This window comes from Streptomyces sp. NPDC050564 (genome assembly GCF_044457265.1).
In the GTDB taxonomy this organism is placed as follows: domain Bacteria; phylum Actinomycetota; class Actinomycetes; order Streptomycetales; family Streptomycetaceae; genus Streptomyces.
The window spans coordinates 66,637-81,448 of sequence record NZ_JBITGS010000013.1; the positions used below are offsets into that span (position 1 = coordinate 66,637).

Annotated in this window: 10 protein-coding genes and 1 pseudogene; 4 read left to right on the top strand and 7 right to left on the bottom strand. The window is 69.8% G+C overall.

All coding sequences use genetic code 11. The features are described from left to right. Window positions 1-386 precede the first annotated feature (386 nt). Window positions 387-3,173, top strand: a complete 2,787-nt coding sequence (locus ACIBK0_RS21575) for an alpha/beta hydrolase family protein (RefSeq protein WP_399082095.1) — start codon at window positions 387-389, stop codon at window positions 3,171-3,173. Window positions 3,174-3,485: 312 nt separating this feature from the next. On the opposite strand, the gene ACIBK0_RS21580 is transcribed toward ACIBK0_RS21575, so the two are convergent. Further along, complete coding sequence (locus ACIBK0_RS21580; RefSeq protein WP_399082098.1) at window positions 3,486-3,614, bottom strand: hypothetical protein; 129 nt, start codon at window positions 3,612-3,614, stop codon at window positions 3,486-3,488. Between the two features lie 202 nt (window positions 3,615-3,816). Here ACIBK0_RS21580 and ACIBK0_RS21585 point away from each other — a divergent pair, with 202 nt between their 5' ends. Continuing rightward, window positions 3,817-4,836 carry an LLM class flavin-dependent oxidoreductase gene (locus tag ACIBK0_RS21585; RefSeq protein WP_399082101.1) on the top strand — a complete coding sequence of 340 codons (1,020 nt, stop codon included), beginning with the start codon at window positions 3,817-3,819 and terminating at the stop codon, window positions 4,834-4,836. A gap of 13 nt (window positions 4,837-4,849) precedes the next feature. Here the strand turns inward: ACIBK0_RS21585 and ACIBK0_RS21590 are convergent, their stop codons facing one another. From ACIBK0_RS21590 to sthA, 3 genes are all read right to left on the bottom strand, one after another. Continuing rightward, window positions 4,850-5,395 carry a hypothetical protein gene (locus ACIBK0_RS21590; RefSeq protein ID WP_399082104.1) on the bottom strand — a complete coding sequence of 182 codons (546 nt, stop codon included), beginning with the start codon at window positions 5,393-5,395 and terminating at the stop codon, window positions 4,850-4,852. Continuing rightward, a complete protein-coding gene (locus ACIBK0_RS21595) occupies window positions 5,388-6,668 on the bottom strand; it encodes an epoxide hydrolase family protein (RefSeq protein ID WP_399082107.1) in 1,281 nt (426 codons plus the stop codon). The genes ACIBK0_RS21590 and ACIBK0_RS21595 overlap by 8 nt, the downstream gene beginning before the upstream one ends. Window positions 6,669-6,867: 199 nt before the next feature. Continuing rightward, window positions 6,868-8,271: a Si-specific NAD(P)(+) transhydrogenase gene (gene sthA, locus ACIBK0_RS21600; protein WP_399082110.1), complete on the bottom strand. Its 1,404-nt coding sequence runs from the start codon at window positions 8,269-8,271 to the stop codon at window positions 6,868-6,870. A 309-nt stretch (window positions 8,272-8,580) separates the two neighbouring features. On the opposite strand from sthA, the gene ACIBK0_RS21605 reads away from it, so the two are divergent. Next, a complete protein-coding gene (locus tag ACIBK0_RS21605; protein ID WP_399082113.1) occupies window positions 8,581-9,030 on the top strand; it encodes a hypothetical protein in 450 nt (149 codons plus the stop codon). Window positions 9,031-9,240: 210 nt separating this feature from the next. Continuing rightward, a complete protein-coding gene (locus ACIBK0_RS21610; protein WP_399082116.1) occupies window positions 9,241-11,142 on the top strand; it encodes an AMP-dependent synthetase/ligase in 1,902 nt (633 codons plus the stop codon). A gap of 214 nt (window positions 11,143-11,356) precedes the next feature. Here ACIBK0_RS21610 and ACIBK0_RS21615 read toward each other — a convergent pair. The 3 genes and pseudogenes from ACIBK0_RS21615 to ACIBK0_RS21625 form a co-directional block, all read right to left on the bottom strand. Continuing rightward, window positions 11,357-13,203 (bottom strand): annotated as a pseudogene (locus ACIBK0_RS21615) (sensor histidine kinase). Next, window positions 13,200-13,898 carry a response regulator transcription factor gene (locus ACIBK0_RS21620; protein ID WP_399082119.1) on the bottom strand — a complete coding sequence of 233 codons (699 nt, stop codon included), beginning with the start codon at window positions 13,896-13,898 and terminating at the stop codon, window positions 13,200-13,202. The pseudogene ACIBK0_RS21615 and the gene ACIBK0_RS21620 overlap by 4 nt, the downstream one beginning before the upstream one ends. Window positions 13,899-14,091: 193 nt before the next feature. Further along, the gene (locus tag ACIBK0_RS21625) at window positions 14,092-14,724 is read right to left on the bottom strand and encodes a DUF6629 family protein (RefSeq protein ID WP_399082122.1); all 633 of its coding nucleotides are present in this window, start codon (window positions 14,722-14,724) and stop codon (window positions 14,092-14,094) included. Window positions 14,725-14,812 lie beyond the last annotated feature (88 nt).

The window sequence follows — 14,812 nt, forward strand, 5'->3', positions numbered from 1 at the left end:
GCCGGCACCGGGCGTACGAAGACACGAGGATCACCTCGTAGCGCGACGGGGGAACGACGACAGCGGTGCGGTAACGCACGGCCCGGCTCCCCTCACTCGTGATGGCGCGCGCTGCGATGTCGTTGCGCCGCGCGGTTCGTGCCGAGTGTAGGGAATCCCGCGCGGGCGGGGCATCGCATTTTCCTCCCGGGCCCCGGCTGCGGCGTCGTTCCTCCTTGCCCACGCGGACACGCCCCAGCAAGCAGTGATCCCACGGCAGTTGAAGCAGCAGTACGCGGGTGACGTGAGGCAACCCGTCGGGCTCGGCTGCCGTCCTCGTGGGACGGGGAGTGCTCCGGGATGACTCCGGGGCGCACGGGGAGCATGCCGACCGAAGGAGAAGAACCTTGATCCGAGTCCGGCGAATAGGGATCGCCGCGGCTGCGTTGTTAGCAGTGGTCGCAGGATCGCCAGGATTAGCCCATGCCCGACCGGTGACAGCCGGACCGGCGCCGTCCGCACCGGTCGCGGATTCCGGCGGAGAACTTCCGGCGGGCTGGCGGATCACCGGAGAGGGGGCCGCGAGACAACTCCTCTGGCGTGCGGACGATCCGGTGCCCGTGAGCGACTCCGGCGTCGAGTTCTACGCCGGCGACCGTTTCCTGGGCCGGCCGGTCGGCGGGCACGACGGCCGTACGTTCCGACTCGCGCTGCACGGCGCCCGGCTCGGGGAGTTGTCCGACCTTCGGGCCCTGACCGGTCAACGCCGTCTCGACGCGGCAGCAGCCGACGAGGACCGGCCGAACCGACGCCCCGGGGTCACGGCCCAGCCGCCAACTCCGCTTCCGGCCAACGCGGTTGACCCCGGAAAGCCGGGCTCGTATCGGACCATCAGCGGCGAGTACACGCTCAACTCGGTGCGACTGCCCGGGTTCTCCGCACCCGTGGAGATGCGCGCGGTCGTGGTCGCGCCCACCAACGCCTCGGGCCACCGCCCGCTGGCGCTGTTCCTGCACGGCCGTCACGCCACCTGCTTCACGGGCCACGGCGACGACGTGACCGGCGAGTGGCCCTGCGCCACGGGTTCAAAATCGATACCCAGTTACCGAGGCTATCTGCGCGACCAGAAACTGCTGGCCTCGCAGGGATATGTGACCGTGTCCATCTCCGCCAACGGCATCAACGGCCAGGACTACGCCGCGGAGGACGGCGGCGCACAGGCTCGGTCGTCGTTGGTGCGGCAGCACCTGGCCCGCTGGGCGGACTGGGCAGCGCACCCCGCCTCGGCGCCCCGGATCGTACGGGCCTCGGCTCCGGCCGACCTCTCGCGCGTCCTGCTCGTCGGCCACTCACGAGGCGGCGAAGGTGTGAACCGGGCCGCCATGGACAGCCTGTACGCCCCGCCCGCCGACCAGGACGGCTACCGAGGCCCGGTCCGCTGGCACATCCGCGGCACCGTCCTCATCGGCCCGACCGTCTTCGGGCAGAACCCGACTCCCGACGTACCGTCGATGACGATCCTGCCCGGCTGCGACGGCGACGTGTCCGATCTGCAGGGCGAGATGTACGTGGACGGCACACGCGGTGTCAGCCGCGGCGCCGCCCTGCACAGCGCCGTGTACGTGATCGGCGCCAACCACAACTTCTTCAACAGCGAGTGGACTCCGGGGCAGGCCCAGGCGCCGGCGGAGGACGACTTCTGGGCCGGGGACCAGCCGGACCGGGTGTGCTCGCCGGGCACCGCGACCCGGCTCACGGCCCACCAGCAACAGGCCGCCGGTGCGACGTACATCGCCGCCGCGGCGCGGCTGTTCGTCGCGGGCGACGACCGGGTACGCCCGCTGCTGGACGGCTCGAACCGGCGCGCGCCCTCGGCCGACCCCGCGCGGGTGCTCACCCACGCGGTCGGCGCACACCGGACGCCGGCGTTCCTGCCGGACGACTCGGTCGCCGTGGACGGCGGCCGGCTGTGCGCGGAGGTGGACACCGACGCGGCCGCGGCCTGCCTGAGCTCCGACGCGCGAGGCGTCTCGCCGCACTTCGCCCAGTGGGAGACCTCGAAGGAGCCGGGCCGGCGCGCCGTCGCGCTGCGCTGGACGGCTCCCGGCTCCGCGGCGCGCGTACGGCCGACGCGGGCCGTCTCCGTCGACGGCGCCGAGGCCCTGGCACTGCGCATCATCGTGCCGCCGAACAGCAAGAACACGCAGCTCGACGTGACCCTCGCCGACGCTTCCGGCCGCCGGGCCACCCTGGGGCGCGTCCACCTCGACGGTCTGCCCGGAACCGACCGCACCGCCTCCTTCTGGGGTCAGGAGGTCCGCGTCCCGCTGGCCGCCGCCGCCCGCGCCGGACTCGACCTGCACCGAGTGGCGACCCTGGAACTGACCCCACGCAGCCGTTCCGGACAGGCCTGGCTGATGGACGCCTGGGGCTGGCGCCCCGGCATGGCGCCGGTCCGACCCGCCGTGCTGCCCCGTGTCGACATCGGCCGGCTGACGGTCAAGGAGGGCGACTCCGGCGTCCGGACCTACCACGTGCCGGTGCGGGTCTCCGGGCACGGCAGCGGCACCGTCCGCCTCTTCGTCGCCGATCCGGCAACGGACCAGGCCACAGTGCGTGAGGTGACGGTGCGGCCCGGGAGTCAGAGCATCGACGTGCCGGTCAAGGTGCGAGGCAATACCCGTTTCGGATACGACATCTCGCACGACGTCTTCGTGAAGGCGGTCCACGGCGCGGTGGTCGGCGCCCATCGTGGCGGCGTCACGGTGCGGAACGACGATCCGATGCCCACCATCGAGGTGACGCCGGTCGCCGACCAGGTCACCGAAGGCCAGAGCCTGACCTGGCGGGTGTCCCTCTCCGCCGTGGCAGACACGGACATCGAGGCCTACTTCAGCGTCCTGCCGGTCACCGGCGGCGCCGAACTGTCCACCACGGATGTCGACCCCCAGTGGCTGCTGGAGAACTCCGGCGAGTCGCCGCAGCCGTCGCGGCCTCTTTCCACGGTGCGGGGACTCTCCCTCTACGCCACCGTCCCCGCCGGCCGGTCGAACGCCCAGGTGACCATCCCCACCGTCACGGACGCCCTGACCGAGCCGGAGGAGGCGGTGCGTCTCCAGGAGACCGTCTACGACGAATCGGGTGAGCCGCACGACGGTCCGGTCATCACCGGAAAGGTCCGCGACGCTTCGTAACTCCGCCCGCCCCTGCGCCGACCGGTCCCGTGTGAAGGACCCGGTCGGCGCCCTACCGGGCAATGTCGTCGATCGAGGAGCAGCCGCTGGGTGTCGTACCGTCGTCGTTGACTACGCTCAGCACGGACCTGCCTTCCCGGCCGGCGCTGCGAACACCGCTCCTGCTCGGTGACCTGTCGATCAGTCACCCGGGAACGGGAGCGTCGGGGACTGATCGCCGGGCGGCCCGAGTCGGCATGCGGTGGCCGTGCGGTTGCTGTTTGCTGTTTGCTGTTTGATGGGATGGATCGCGCACTTCTTCCGAAGGACGATTCATGGTGGACAGGCACCAACCAGGTTCAGGAACTCCTGGGGCCGCTCGATCTTGCGAACGGTCCGCCCGGCGTAGCGGATCCCGAACTCCAGCGCGTCGCGCTGCCCGGGCGTCAGCAACTCCCCCACACTCCTTGCCAGTTCCTCGTCATCGCGTAGCGTCCGGCGGCACGCGGCTCATGAGGCGACGGTATCGCCACCGGATCACACCGCCGTACGGTCGCCGCCCGGCCGCCGGAAGACCATCCCGGTTCGACGCCCGCTGATCGCCTGCGACAATTCAACCAGCGCTGCTGTTCGGCCGAACGTGCCGCGGACGACGGAGGAGCCTGTGCCACTGCCCTCGAACCCCTTGCGGAAGCTGGGATTCCTGACCATCGGGCTGTTCGACCAGAACAACCCCGGCCGCGGCCATGAATCGACACTCGAGATCATCGAATTGGGTGAACGGCTGGGGTTCGACAGCGCGTGGGTGCGCCACCGTCATCTCCAGTACGGCATCTCGTCGCCGGTCGCCGTCCTGGCGGCGGCCTCCCAGCGCACCAGCCGTATCGAACTGGGCACCGCGGTCATCCCGGTCGGATGGGAGAACCCGCTGCGGCTCGCCGAAGACCTGGCCACCGTCGACGTGCTGTCCTCGGGCCGCCTCAATCCGGGTGTCAGCGTCGGCCCGCCGATGCACTACGAGCAGGTCAAGCACGCCCTGTATCCCGACACCGCCGACGCCGAGGACTTCGGATACGACCGCGTGGCACGGCTGCTGGACTTCGTACGCGGCAAAGCGGCCACCGATTTCAGCGGGATCGAGGGCTTCGAGGTGTTCTCCGACCGCGTCCAGCCGCACTCCCCCGGACTGGGCCGCCGTATGTGGTACGGAGGCGGAAGCCTGCGGTCCGCGCAGTGGGCCGGAGAGCACGGCATGAACTTCCTGACCAGCAGCGTCGTGAAGGCGGAGCAGTCCGAGGACTTCGCCGATGTCCAGCTCTCCCACGTACGGACCTTCCGTGCCCACCATCCCGACGGCGAGCGCGCCCGTGTCTCCCAGGGACTCGTCGTGATCCCCACGGACAGCGCCACGCCCGAGCAACGGGCGAAGTACGAGGAGTACGCCCGCAATCGGCTGCCGCGTACCGCCACGCCTCAGGGCCCGGGGCGCCTGATGTTCGCGCCCGATCTCGTCGGAACCTCGGACCTGATCGCCGAACAGCTCTACTCCCACGTGGCGTTCCGGGAAATCGACGAGGTCGCGTTCGCGTTGCCCTTCACCTTCGACCACGCAGACTACGTCCAGATCCTCACCGACATCGCCACCCGGCTCGGCCCGGCACTCGGCTGGCTACCGGCCGCCTGATCGCCCGTGTCGCTCAAGGCCGCCAGCGGGGCGCTTCATCGTCGGGCGTGTCCGGGCTCGCGAAATGGAAGGGGACCAGGAGATGCGCGGCCAGAGCCCTGCCCGCTCTGTCGGCCGCGGCCGCTGACGGGTGGAGCGGGCCGGGACCCTCGTCACCCAAGTACCTGACAGCCGTGCTCCGGTAGATGGTCGCCAGCGGTTGTTCCCCCGCGGAGTCAGCGGTGACGGCCACGAGGGCGACGAACCAGTCGTGGACGGTGTCGCCGTCCCACAGGGCCTCGATCGCCACGACGCGGCCGGGGGCGCCGGCAGCACGGGCGGCCAGGGAGTCCACATCGAGCGGGCTGTCGGGGGTGCGGGCGATCCTGTCGCCGTGGTGGAGGTACCGGTCGTGGACGACGCGTTGGGCGTCGATCAGCCCCAGACCGCGGGAGCGGCCGGCTTCGAAGACGACGCGGACCGCCTGAAGATGGGCGTCCTGGAGGACATAACCGTCGGCCTGTTCCCGGATGCCGGCCGGCAGCAGTTCCCACCACTCGCCCGTGGTGATGTCAGTCATCCGCAGTGCCCTGTCTCGTGTCGCCGTGCGGCGGCGTCGTGCCGCGTCGGTTGTGGAAGGTGCGCCGCAGGTCGTCGACCCAGGCGTCCGGGGTTTCCCAGGGAATGAAGTGGCCGCCGCTGTCGTGGGCGGTGAGGTTGACGTGGTTGTACCAGTCGGCGCGGTCACTGGCGAGCCAGTTCTGCAGTCGCTGTTCGGTGTTGGTGACGCCGGGTGGGTTCTCGTAGCCGACGAAGGTGATGCCGGTGGGTGCCTCGACAACCGGGCGTCGGTCGTGCGAGGGGGTCCAGGGATAGCGGTTGGCGTTGGCGTAGTAGCGCATCGAGGTTCCGATGGCGTTGTTCACCCAGAAGATCGTCGCGTGGGTGAGGAGGTCGTCCTTGGAGAAGACGCTCTCCACGTCGCCGTGATGGTCGCTCCACTTCGCCCAGCGTTCCAGGATCCAGGCGAGCAGCCCGACCGGTGAGTCGGAGAGCCCGTGGGCGAGGGTGCTCGGGGCGAGGACGTGGGCGGCCAGGTGGACGGCGAAGCGCCGCTCGAAGGCGACCAGTTGCCGGTGTACGGGCTCGGGCAGGCCCTCGGGAATCGGTTGCCCACCGCTGAGGTCCCAGGCCCGGTCGCCGTTGAACAGGGTGAGCTTCAGGCCGGAGCCGATGTGGATGCCGTGCAGTTCGTCGGCGTACTTGTGACCGAGCTGGCCCGTGACGAGGGCGCCGACATCGCACCCGCCGGCGGCGTACTTCTCGTAGCCGAGCGTGCCGGTCATCAGGGTGTGCCAGAGGTCGGCGACCTTCCAGAAGTTCATGTCGGGGTGGTCCGGCAGCGGGGTGGAGAAGCCGAAGCCGGGCAGGGACGGGACGATGACTTCGAAGGCGTCGGCCGGGTCGCCGCCGAACGCGACAGGGTCGGCGAGCGGGTCGACGACCTTGGACCAGTGCCAGAACGTCCACGGCCAGCCGTGCGTGAGGATGAGCGGCGTGGGGTCGGGGCCGACGCCCGGCCTGCGCATGAAGTGGACCGGAACGCCCTGGACGGTCACCTTGTAGTGCTCGTAGGCGTTGATCGCGGCTTCGGCCTTGCGCCAGTCGTAGTGATGGAGCCAGTGGTCGGCGAGCTCCTGGAGGTAGCGACGGCTGACGCCGTAGTGCCAGTCGTCGTTACCTGCGTCGTCGGGCCATCGCGTGAGCCGCAGCCGCACCTTGAGGTCGTCGAGCACCGCGTCGGGGACGTGGAGGGGCGCCGGTTCCAGCGGGAAGCGCGCTGTGGCTGCCATGCGGTTCCTTCCGAGACAGGGAGAAGCGGCGGCGCCGGCGATCAGCGCTCGGTGTCCCTGAGCGCGGCCATGCGTGCCAGCGCGGGCAGGGCGGCGCCGATCGCGTGGCGTTCCTCGGGGGTCAGGGCTTCGAGCAGCTGCGAGAACCGCCGGACGCGGTCCTGCTGCCGGCTCCTCCCCGTCGGAGACGGCGTGGCGGTCAGTCCTTGAGACGATCGATCTGGCGGATCTTGTTGGTCGCGTCCAGGGCGGCGACCTTGTAGGACTCGGCGAGCGTCGGGTAGTTGAACACGGCGTCGACCAGGTAGTCGACCGTGCCGCCGCAGCCGATGACGGACTGGCCGATGTGGATGAGTTCGGTGGCACCGGTGCCGAAGCAGTGGACGCCGAGCAGCTTGCGGTCCTCAGGGGAGACCAGCAGCTTGAGCATGCCGTGCGAGTCGCCGATGATCTGGCCCCTGGCCAGTTCGCGGTAGCGGGAGATGCCGACCTCGAACGGCACGCAGTCTTCGGTGAGTTGGTCTTCGGTCCGCCCGATGAAGCTGATCTCCGGGATGGTGTAGATGCCGATCGGCTGCAGGTCGTGCATCCGGTTCACCGGCTCGCCGCAGGCGTGGTACGCCGCCGTACGCCCCTGCTCCATCGACGTCGCCGCCAGTGCGGGGAAGCCGATGACGTCGCCGACGGCGTAGATGTGCGGCACCTCGGTGCGGTAGTGCTCGTCGACCGTGATACGTCCACGCCGGTCGGCGGACAGGCCCGCCTTGTCCAGGTCGAGTTCGTCGGTGAGACCCTGTCGGCCCGCCGAGTACATCACGGCGTCCGCGGGGATCTTCTTGCCGCTCTCCAGGATGGTGAGGGTGCCTCGGGGGTGCCGTTCGACCGCGGCCACGGTCTCCCCGAACCGGAAGGTGACGGCCAGATCCCGCAGGTGGTACTTCAGCGACTCGATCACTTCGACGTCACAGAAGTCGAGCATCCCGGGCCGCTTCTCGACCACCGTGATCTTGCTGCCGAGAGCGGCGAACATGGAGGCGTACTCCATGCCGATCACACCGGCCCCGACGATGACCATGGAACGCGGCACCTGCTCCAGGTTCAGTACGTTGTCCGAGTCCATGATCGTCCGTCCGTCGAACTCGACGGTCGTGGGCCTGGCCGGCCGGGTGCCGGTGGCGATGACGATGTGCTCGGCGCTCAACTGCCGTTCGTCGCCGTTCACTTCGCGCAGGGCGATGGTGTGAGCATCCACGAAGCGACCGGTGCCCGCGAAGAGAGAGACGTGATTGCGCGACAACTGACTGCGGATGACATCGACCTCACGGCTGACCACGTGCTCGGTGCGCGCGGTCAGATCGGCGACGGTGATGTCGTCCTTGAGGCGGTAACTCTGGCCGTACAGATCCCGTTGGGTGAGACCGGTGAGATACAGGACCGCCTCACGCAGGGTCTTGGAAGGGATGGTGCCGGTGTGGATGGAGACCCCACCGACCATGTCGGGGCGGTCGATGACGGCGACCCGACGGCCGAGCTTGGCCGCAGCAATGGCGGCTTTCTGGCCGCCCGGGCCGGATCCGATGACGAGCATGTCGAAGTCGGGCACCCTCCGGAGTCTGTCAGCCCGAGGCCTTCCCTCGAAAGGGTGAACCGGGGATCTTTCGCGATGCGTGGAAGCAGCTCCCGTTCCAAGACGTCGGCCCGGGGGTCTCGTTGAGGGGCATCGATCGAGCCGCGGTGTCCGACCCTGGTCGCCTGCCGTACGGGGTGGCGGTGGCATCATCGGGTGGGAGCGGCGTATCGCACGTACTCGTGGCGGGGAGCGGCGTATCGCACGCGGTCGCCAGGTTCGATGCGAACTCGGCGACAGCCAACGGTCGTTCGCCGAGCGCGGTCAGATCTCCCGGAGGCTTTGATGCAGATTGCTTCGTTGCCGTACGTCGATGAGCACGCGACGGTCATCGCGGCGGGGGCCGACGATGTCTGGCGCACTCTGGGCGAAACGCTCGATCGATCCTTCTCACGCCCTGGCGCCGCCGGCTACGCGAGGCTGGTGGGTTCCGCCCCCTGCGCGGCGTCCGGGCCGAGGCCGCTCGCCGAGGGCTCGACGATTCCCGGTTTTCGGGTGGTGGCCGCGGTCCCGGGGCGAGAGCTGGTCCTCAAGGGGAGCCATCGTTTCTCGTCCTACGCCCTGATCTTCCGCCTCGAACAGGTCGGTCCGGGCCGATCTCGGTTGCGGGCGGAGACCCGGGCCGCCTTTCCCGGCCTGGCCGGCGGCCTCTATCGACGTCTCGTGATCGGGACGGGCGGGCATCTGGTGGGCATGCGGCGCCTGCTCTCAGCGATTCGCCGGCTGTCCGAGTGATGCCCGGGCGACGGTCGCGGGCCTCGGCTGAGGCATCGGAACGGCCCTTGGCTGCAGGATCCGAAGCAACGGTTCCTGAAACGGAATCCGAGCGGTGGGCGAGCTGCCCGGGAATCGTGTACGGCTGTCGCCCGTGTGGGCTACATTCGGGAATCCTCGACACCGGCGGCTCTGGGTGAAGCCACGTTGAGGAGAATTCCGGAGCGGCGAATGCACCAGTCCGAACTTTCTCCACCGGCCACCGCACTGATGCAGGGGGGACTCGCCGACAGTCTCTTCGACGCGGCTCGCCACACACCTGACCTTCCGCAGATCGCGCGCCGCCCCGCCGCCTCCACGATGGCTTGGACGCCGGTGACCGCCGCCGAGCTGTGGGGCGAGGTGGTCGATCTGGCGCGCGGGCTGGTCACGTCCGGCATCCGCCCCGGTGACAGGGTGGCCATCATGGCGCGTACCCGCTACGAGTGGACGGTGCTCTGCTATGCGCTGTGGTCGGTGGGCGCCGAGATCGTTCCGATCTATCCGACCTCCTCGCACGAGCAGGTCGCGTGGATTCTGAAGGACGCGCACTGTGTCGCCGTGGTGGTCGAGGACGAACAGGGTGTCATGACGGTCGGCTCCGCGTGTGCCGCGCTTCCGTTCCTGCGCCACGTCTGGCAGTTGGACACCGGGGCGCTGGCGCACCTCGTCGAGCGGGGCCGGGCGATTCCGGCGACGACGGTGGACTCGCTCCGCCGGATCGTGCTGCCCGACTCGACCGCGGTCATCGCCTACACGTCCGGCACGACGGGATCGCCCAGGGGCTGCGCCCTGACGCATCGCAGCCTGGCGAGCCCCTGCGACACGCTGATCGCAGGCTGGCGACACATGGCGGCTCCGCCGGGAGAACAGCCGGCCATCCTCGCGTTTCTCCCTTTCTCCCATGTGTACGGCCTGATGATCCAAGGGCTCTGTCTGCGGGGCGGCATCCTGATGGGGCACGAACCCGACCTGCGCGACGACGCGCTCTCGGCGGCCCTGTTGTCCTTCCGGCCGACCTACCTGTACGCCGTTCCGTTCGTCTTCGAGAAGATCTACAAGAACTTCCTGCGGGCGGCCCAGCAGACGGGCCGTGGCACGCTGTTCGAGCGCGCCGCCCGCACCGCGCAGGATTTCGCCCTGGCCGAAGAACGTCACCGGCTGGGCAGGGGCCCGGGTCCCGGCTTCGATCTGCGGCTGCAGCATTCCCTCTACGAGAAGACGGTGTACAAGAAGCTGCGAGCCGCACTGGGCGGACGGGTGTGCGGCGCCGTGTCGGGCGGCTCACCGCTGAATCGTGAACTCGCCCTCTTCTACGCCGGAATCGGAATCCTCGTGCACGACGGATACGGGCTCACGGAGACCAGCGGAGGCGTCACCGCGCAGCCTGTGGGACGCGAGAAGTTCGGAACGGTCGGACGCGCGTTGCCGGGTACGGACATCCATGTGGCCGACGACGGGGAGATTTTCGTGTCGGGGCCTTCGGTGTTCCAGGGATACATCAACGACGCACCCGCCACTCAGGCGTCGTTCCTGGACGGCTGGCTGGCCACGGGCGACATCGGGCGCCTGGACTCCGAGGGATATCTGACCATCACCGGCCGCAAGAAGGACATCATCATCACGAGCGGCGGAAAGAGTGTGGCTCCCGCGGCTCTTGAGGAACGTCTGCGTGTCCACCCCCTCATCCACCAAGCAGTGGTGGTGGGTGACGATCGCCCGTGTGTAGGGGCCCTCATCACGCTGGATCCCGAATTCGTCGCGCACTGGCGCGCGTCCCGGACCAAGGGTGAAACCCCGGTCCGGGACGCGCGCGAGGAGAACGAATTGCGGGAGGAGGTCAGACGCGCGGTCGGCGCGGCCAACAGCACTGTGTCCCGCTCGGAATCCATCCGGGTGTTCCGGGTGCTCCCGGAGCCCTTCGATCTGGCCAATGGACTGCTGACGCCCTCGATGAAGTTGCGCCGGGACGCCATCGTCCGGCGGTTCGCCGCCGAGATCGAGGCGATGTATCAGACGTCGTCGCGGGTCCCGCGGGAGTACTCGAGCAGTGAGCCCTCCATCTGGGAGGACTCGGACAACGTATTCCGGTGAACCGGTCGTGTGCCGCCACGGCGCGGGACGTACGTGCCTCCCAGGAGGGACCTCAGAGGTGTGACGCGGCTCCTGGCTTCCGGCTGCTTGATGGTGGTGTTCATGCGTACACCTTGCGCGGAACGAGCCGGGGCAACCAGATCCCTGCCGTGAGCAGGACCGCTGGTCCTGGTACCGGCGCCACCACGGTCGGCGGGAATACGCCGGTCCCGGGTCAGTCGGCCTCGGCGGCAGGAGAGACGTGAGCCGTGGTGCAGGGTAGCCGCAGGGTGAAGACCGAGCCGGCATCGGGTTCGCTGGTCACCGTGACGGTCCCGCCGTGGGCGGCGACCAGTTGGCGGACGATGGGAAGGCCCAGGCCACTGCCGCCGGTACGTCGGCTGCGGGACTTCTCGGCCCGCCAGAACCGGTCGAAGACGCTGGGCAGGTCCTCCGGGGCGATACCGGTACCGGTGTCGGCCACTTCGAAGACCACCTGACCGTCCCGGCCACGGACGGAGAGGGTGATCGTGCCGTCGGCCGGGGTGTGGCGTATCGCGTTGGACACCAGATTGCCGAGCGCCTGCCGCATCCGCACCGGGTCCGCGTCGAGCCACGGCGTGCCGTACGCCGAGGTGAGCAGGCGGATGCCGGCCGCCTCAGCCCCCACACGGTGTGCCGCGGCGACCTGTTCGAGCAGTTCGTCGGCGCGGACCTCCTCGCGGTGCAGCCTGAGGGCGCCCGCGTCGGCGGCCGCGAGGTCCTGGAGGTCGTCGATGACACGCTGGAGGACCACCGCCTCCTCGTGCAGGGAGGCGAGCAGTTCCGGGTCGGGGTCGACGATGCCGTCGCGGGTCACTTCCAGCCAGCCGCGGATGTTGGTGAGCGGGGTGCGCAGTTCATGTGTGCGATGTCGCTGACCATCGCCTTGCGCTGCGCCTCCATCCGTTCGCGGCGCTCCGTCAGCTCGTTGAACGCCACGGCCAGGATGCCGGTCTCGTCCTGCGTGGTGACGGGAACCCGGACGTGCTGCTCCAGCGGCTGCTGGGCAGCCTGCGTCAGCGCGCGCAGCGGGCGTACGAGCCGGGTGGCGACCAGCGCGGTCACGGCCACGGTGAGGGCGAGGACGAGACCGGCGACGCCCACGACCTTGGCCTTGTTGGCCGTCGACATGTCGAAGCGCGGGACGGCGCTGTCCCCCGTGCCGAGGAACAGCTCGGCGGCAGGGGCGATATACGGGGTGAGCTGTTCCCGGCGTGCGCTGTCGACGCATGCGTTCGTCGTCGCTGTCGTGGCACCCCGCTCAGCGCTCGGCGTCTTTCCCCGCAGCAGCCGGGGCTTCATGATCACGGCCGTGGTGTCGACCGAGATGCCGGTGGGCGAGGGGAGGTGGATGTCATGGCGGATCAGGCACGCGTCGACGCGCTCGGTCAAGGCCGCCAGGGCCTTCTCCTCCGTCGGGGTGGCGGCATAGAGCCGCCCGTCGGCGCACTCCTCCGGCGCGTCGCCCGACTCGGTGCTCCCGTCCGCGTTCGTGAGGACGGAACGGCCGCTGGGCGTCCGCGTGATGCCCATGTCGATTCCGTGGCGCGCGAAGCACTTCTGGCGCACCACGGCCAGCTTGGCCACCCTCAGGCGCTCGGTGGCCGTCAGCCGGTAGGGGCCCACCGCACGCGGGTCGATTCCGCTGAGCTGTGCTCCGGGCTCCGTGAAGGTGTCGGTGTGCAGCGGGTCGACCGTGGCGGCGGCCCGCGGTGGCAGCGCGGACTTCCGGGCCGCGGAGTCCGCGATCGTCGTGCGGTCGGAGGTCGTCAGCGCGATGCGCCGACCGGTCTCGGCCGAGAGTGTGCGTACGGTCCTGTTGACGCCGGACCAGTCGCGATGGGTGGCCGCGTATCCGCTGAGCTGCCGGAGGATGTCCATGTCGTCGGCGAGCACTTGGCCCTGCTCCTCCCGGATGGCCCGAGTCGTGGTCTGCACGGCGAGCCAGGCGGTCGCCGCCACGGAACACAGCGCGATGAGCACGGAGGTGATCAGCAGCCGTACCAGGAGGCGCTTGCGCAGGGGGATGCGGCGGCTCACGGCCGGTCACCCTTGAGCTTGTATCCCACGCCGAAGACCGTCACAAGGCGAACCGGTCTGCGCGGGTCCGCCTCGATCTTCTTGCGCAGGTTCATGATGTGCACGTCGATGGCCCGCTCGGTCGACGCCCGGTCGGTCCCCCGGGTCCGGTGCAGCAACTGCCGACGGGAGAACACCCGTTCGGGCTCGGTGACCATGGCCAGCAGGATCTCGTACTCCGCGGGCGTGCAGTCCACGGGCGAGCCGTCGCATGTCACCTCGTGTCGGGCCGGGTCCACCGCGATGCCGGCGGCTCGTACGACCGGATCGTCGCGCTGTTCGGAGACAGGACGTCCGCTTCGCCGCAGCACGGTACGGATGCGGGCCATCAGCTCACGCGGGCTGTACGGCTTGGTCATGTAGTCGTCCGCGCCGAGCTCCAGGCCGAGCAGAATGTCGTCCTCGGTGGAGCGGGCGGTGAGCATGAGGACGGGGATGTCGTCGCTCTGCCGCAGCATCCGGCACACGCCGAAGCCGTCGACGACCGGGAGCATCAGGTCCAGGACGACCAGGTCCGGCCGGTGGCGGCGGGCCTCGGCGAGTGCGGCCCCGCCGTCATGGACCACGGTGGCGGTGTGTCCCTCCTTCAGCAGTGAGCGGCGTATCAGCTCCGCCTGCTTCTCGTCGTCCTCCGCGACCAGCACATATGCGCACACGCGGCCGATGCTAAGCGCCCGGGGCCGACAGCACTGCGGGTGAGAGGTGCTTGCCACACGCTGACACCTTCCTCACATCTGCCTGCGACGCTCGCGGGCAGTACCGCTGCGCGTCGACCCGTGGTCGCGGGCAGTACCGCTGCGCGCCGAGACGTGCACGCGCGCCTCACCGCCGCCGGCCCGTGCGCGCGCCTCACCGCGGTGTGCCCGCACCTGCCCGCGGGCGCCCGCGCACCCACCACCAAAGGGCCACGGAGCACACCGCCGCGAACGCGCACCAGGTCGAGACGAACTCCAGCTCCCACAGCGCCCAGCAGATCAGCGCCCCCACGGCGACCAGGGCACCGAGCAGCAGCAGTCCGCGATCGCCGGAGAGCAACAGCGCGCCGACAGTGGCCAGGAGGTAGCCCGCGATGAGCCATTCCGCGTGGGACAGGTCGACGACGTAGCCCATGGTGTGGCCGCGGATCTCGGCCCTGACGGGACGTGCGACGAGGGCGTACACGAGTGCCGTCGCGGTCGCGAGGCCGGCCACGAGAGGCAGCGCCAATCGGCGCCGGGCGTGCCGTGGCGCCGCACACACCACGCCCACCGGTACCCACACCGCCAGCAGCGGAAGGGCGATCACGGTCCAGGCGACCGTCGCGGGGCCACTGCCTCCGCCCGAATCCCAGACCACGGACTCGACGATCTGGTGGGCTCCGAGCAGCAACGGCAGTGCGGCCAGCGGGAGATCCCCCGCCCTGCGTACCTGCGCCACACAGGCCACCCCGACAGCGGCGATACCGGCACCGGCTGCCAGATCGGCCGTCGCACTCCAACACATCGCGCCACCGTGGGTCCGCCGTCACGAGATCCCGCCTTACGTGCACAACGCTACGGCGCCGCGATGCGATGCCCGTCGTGGACACGGA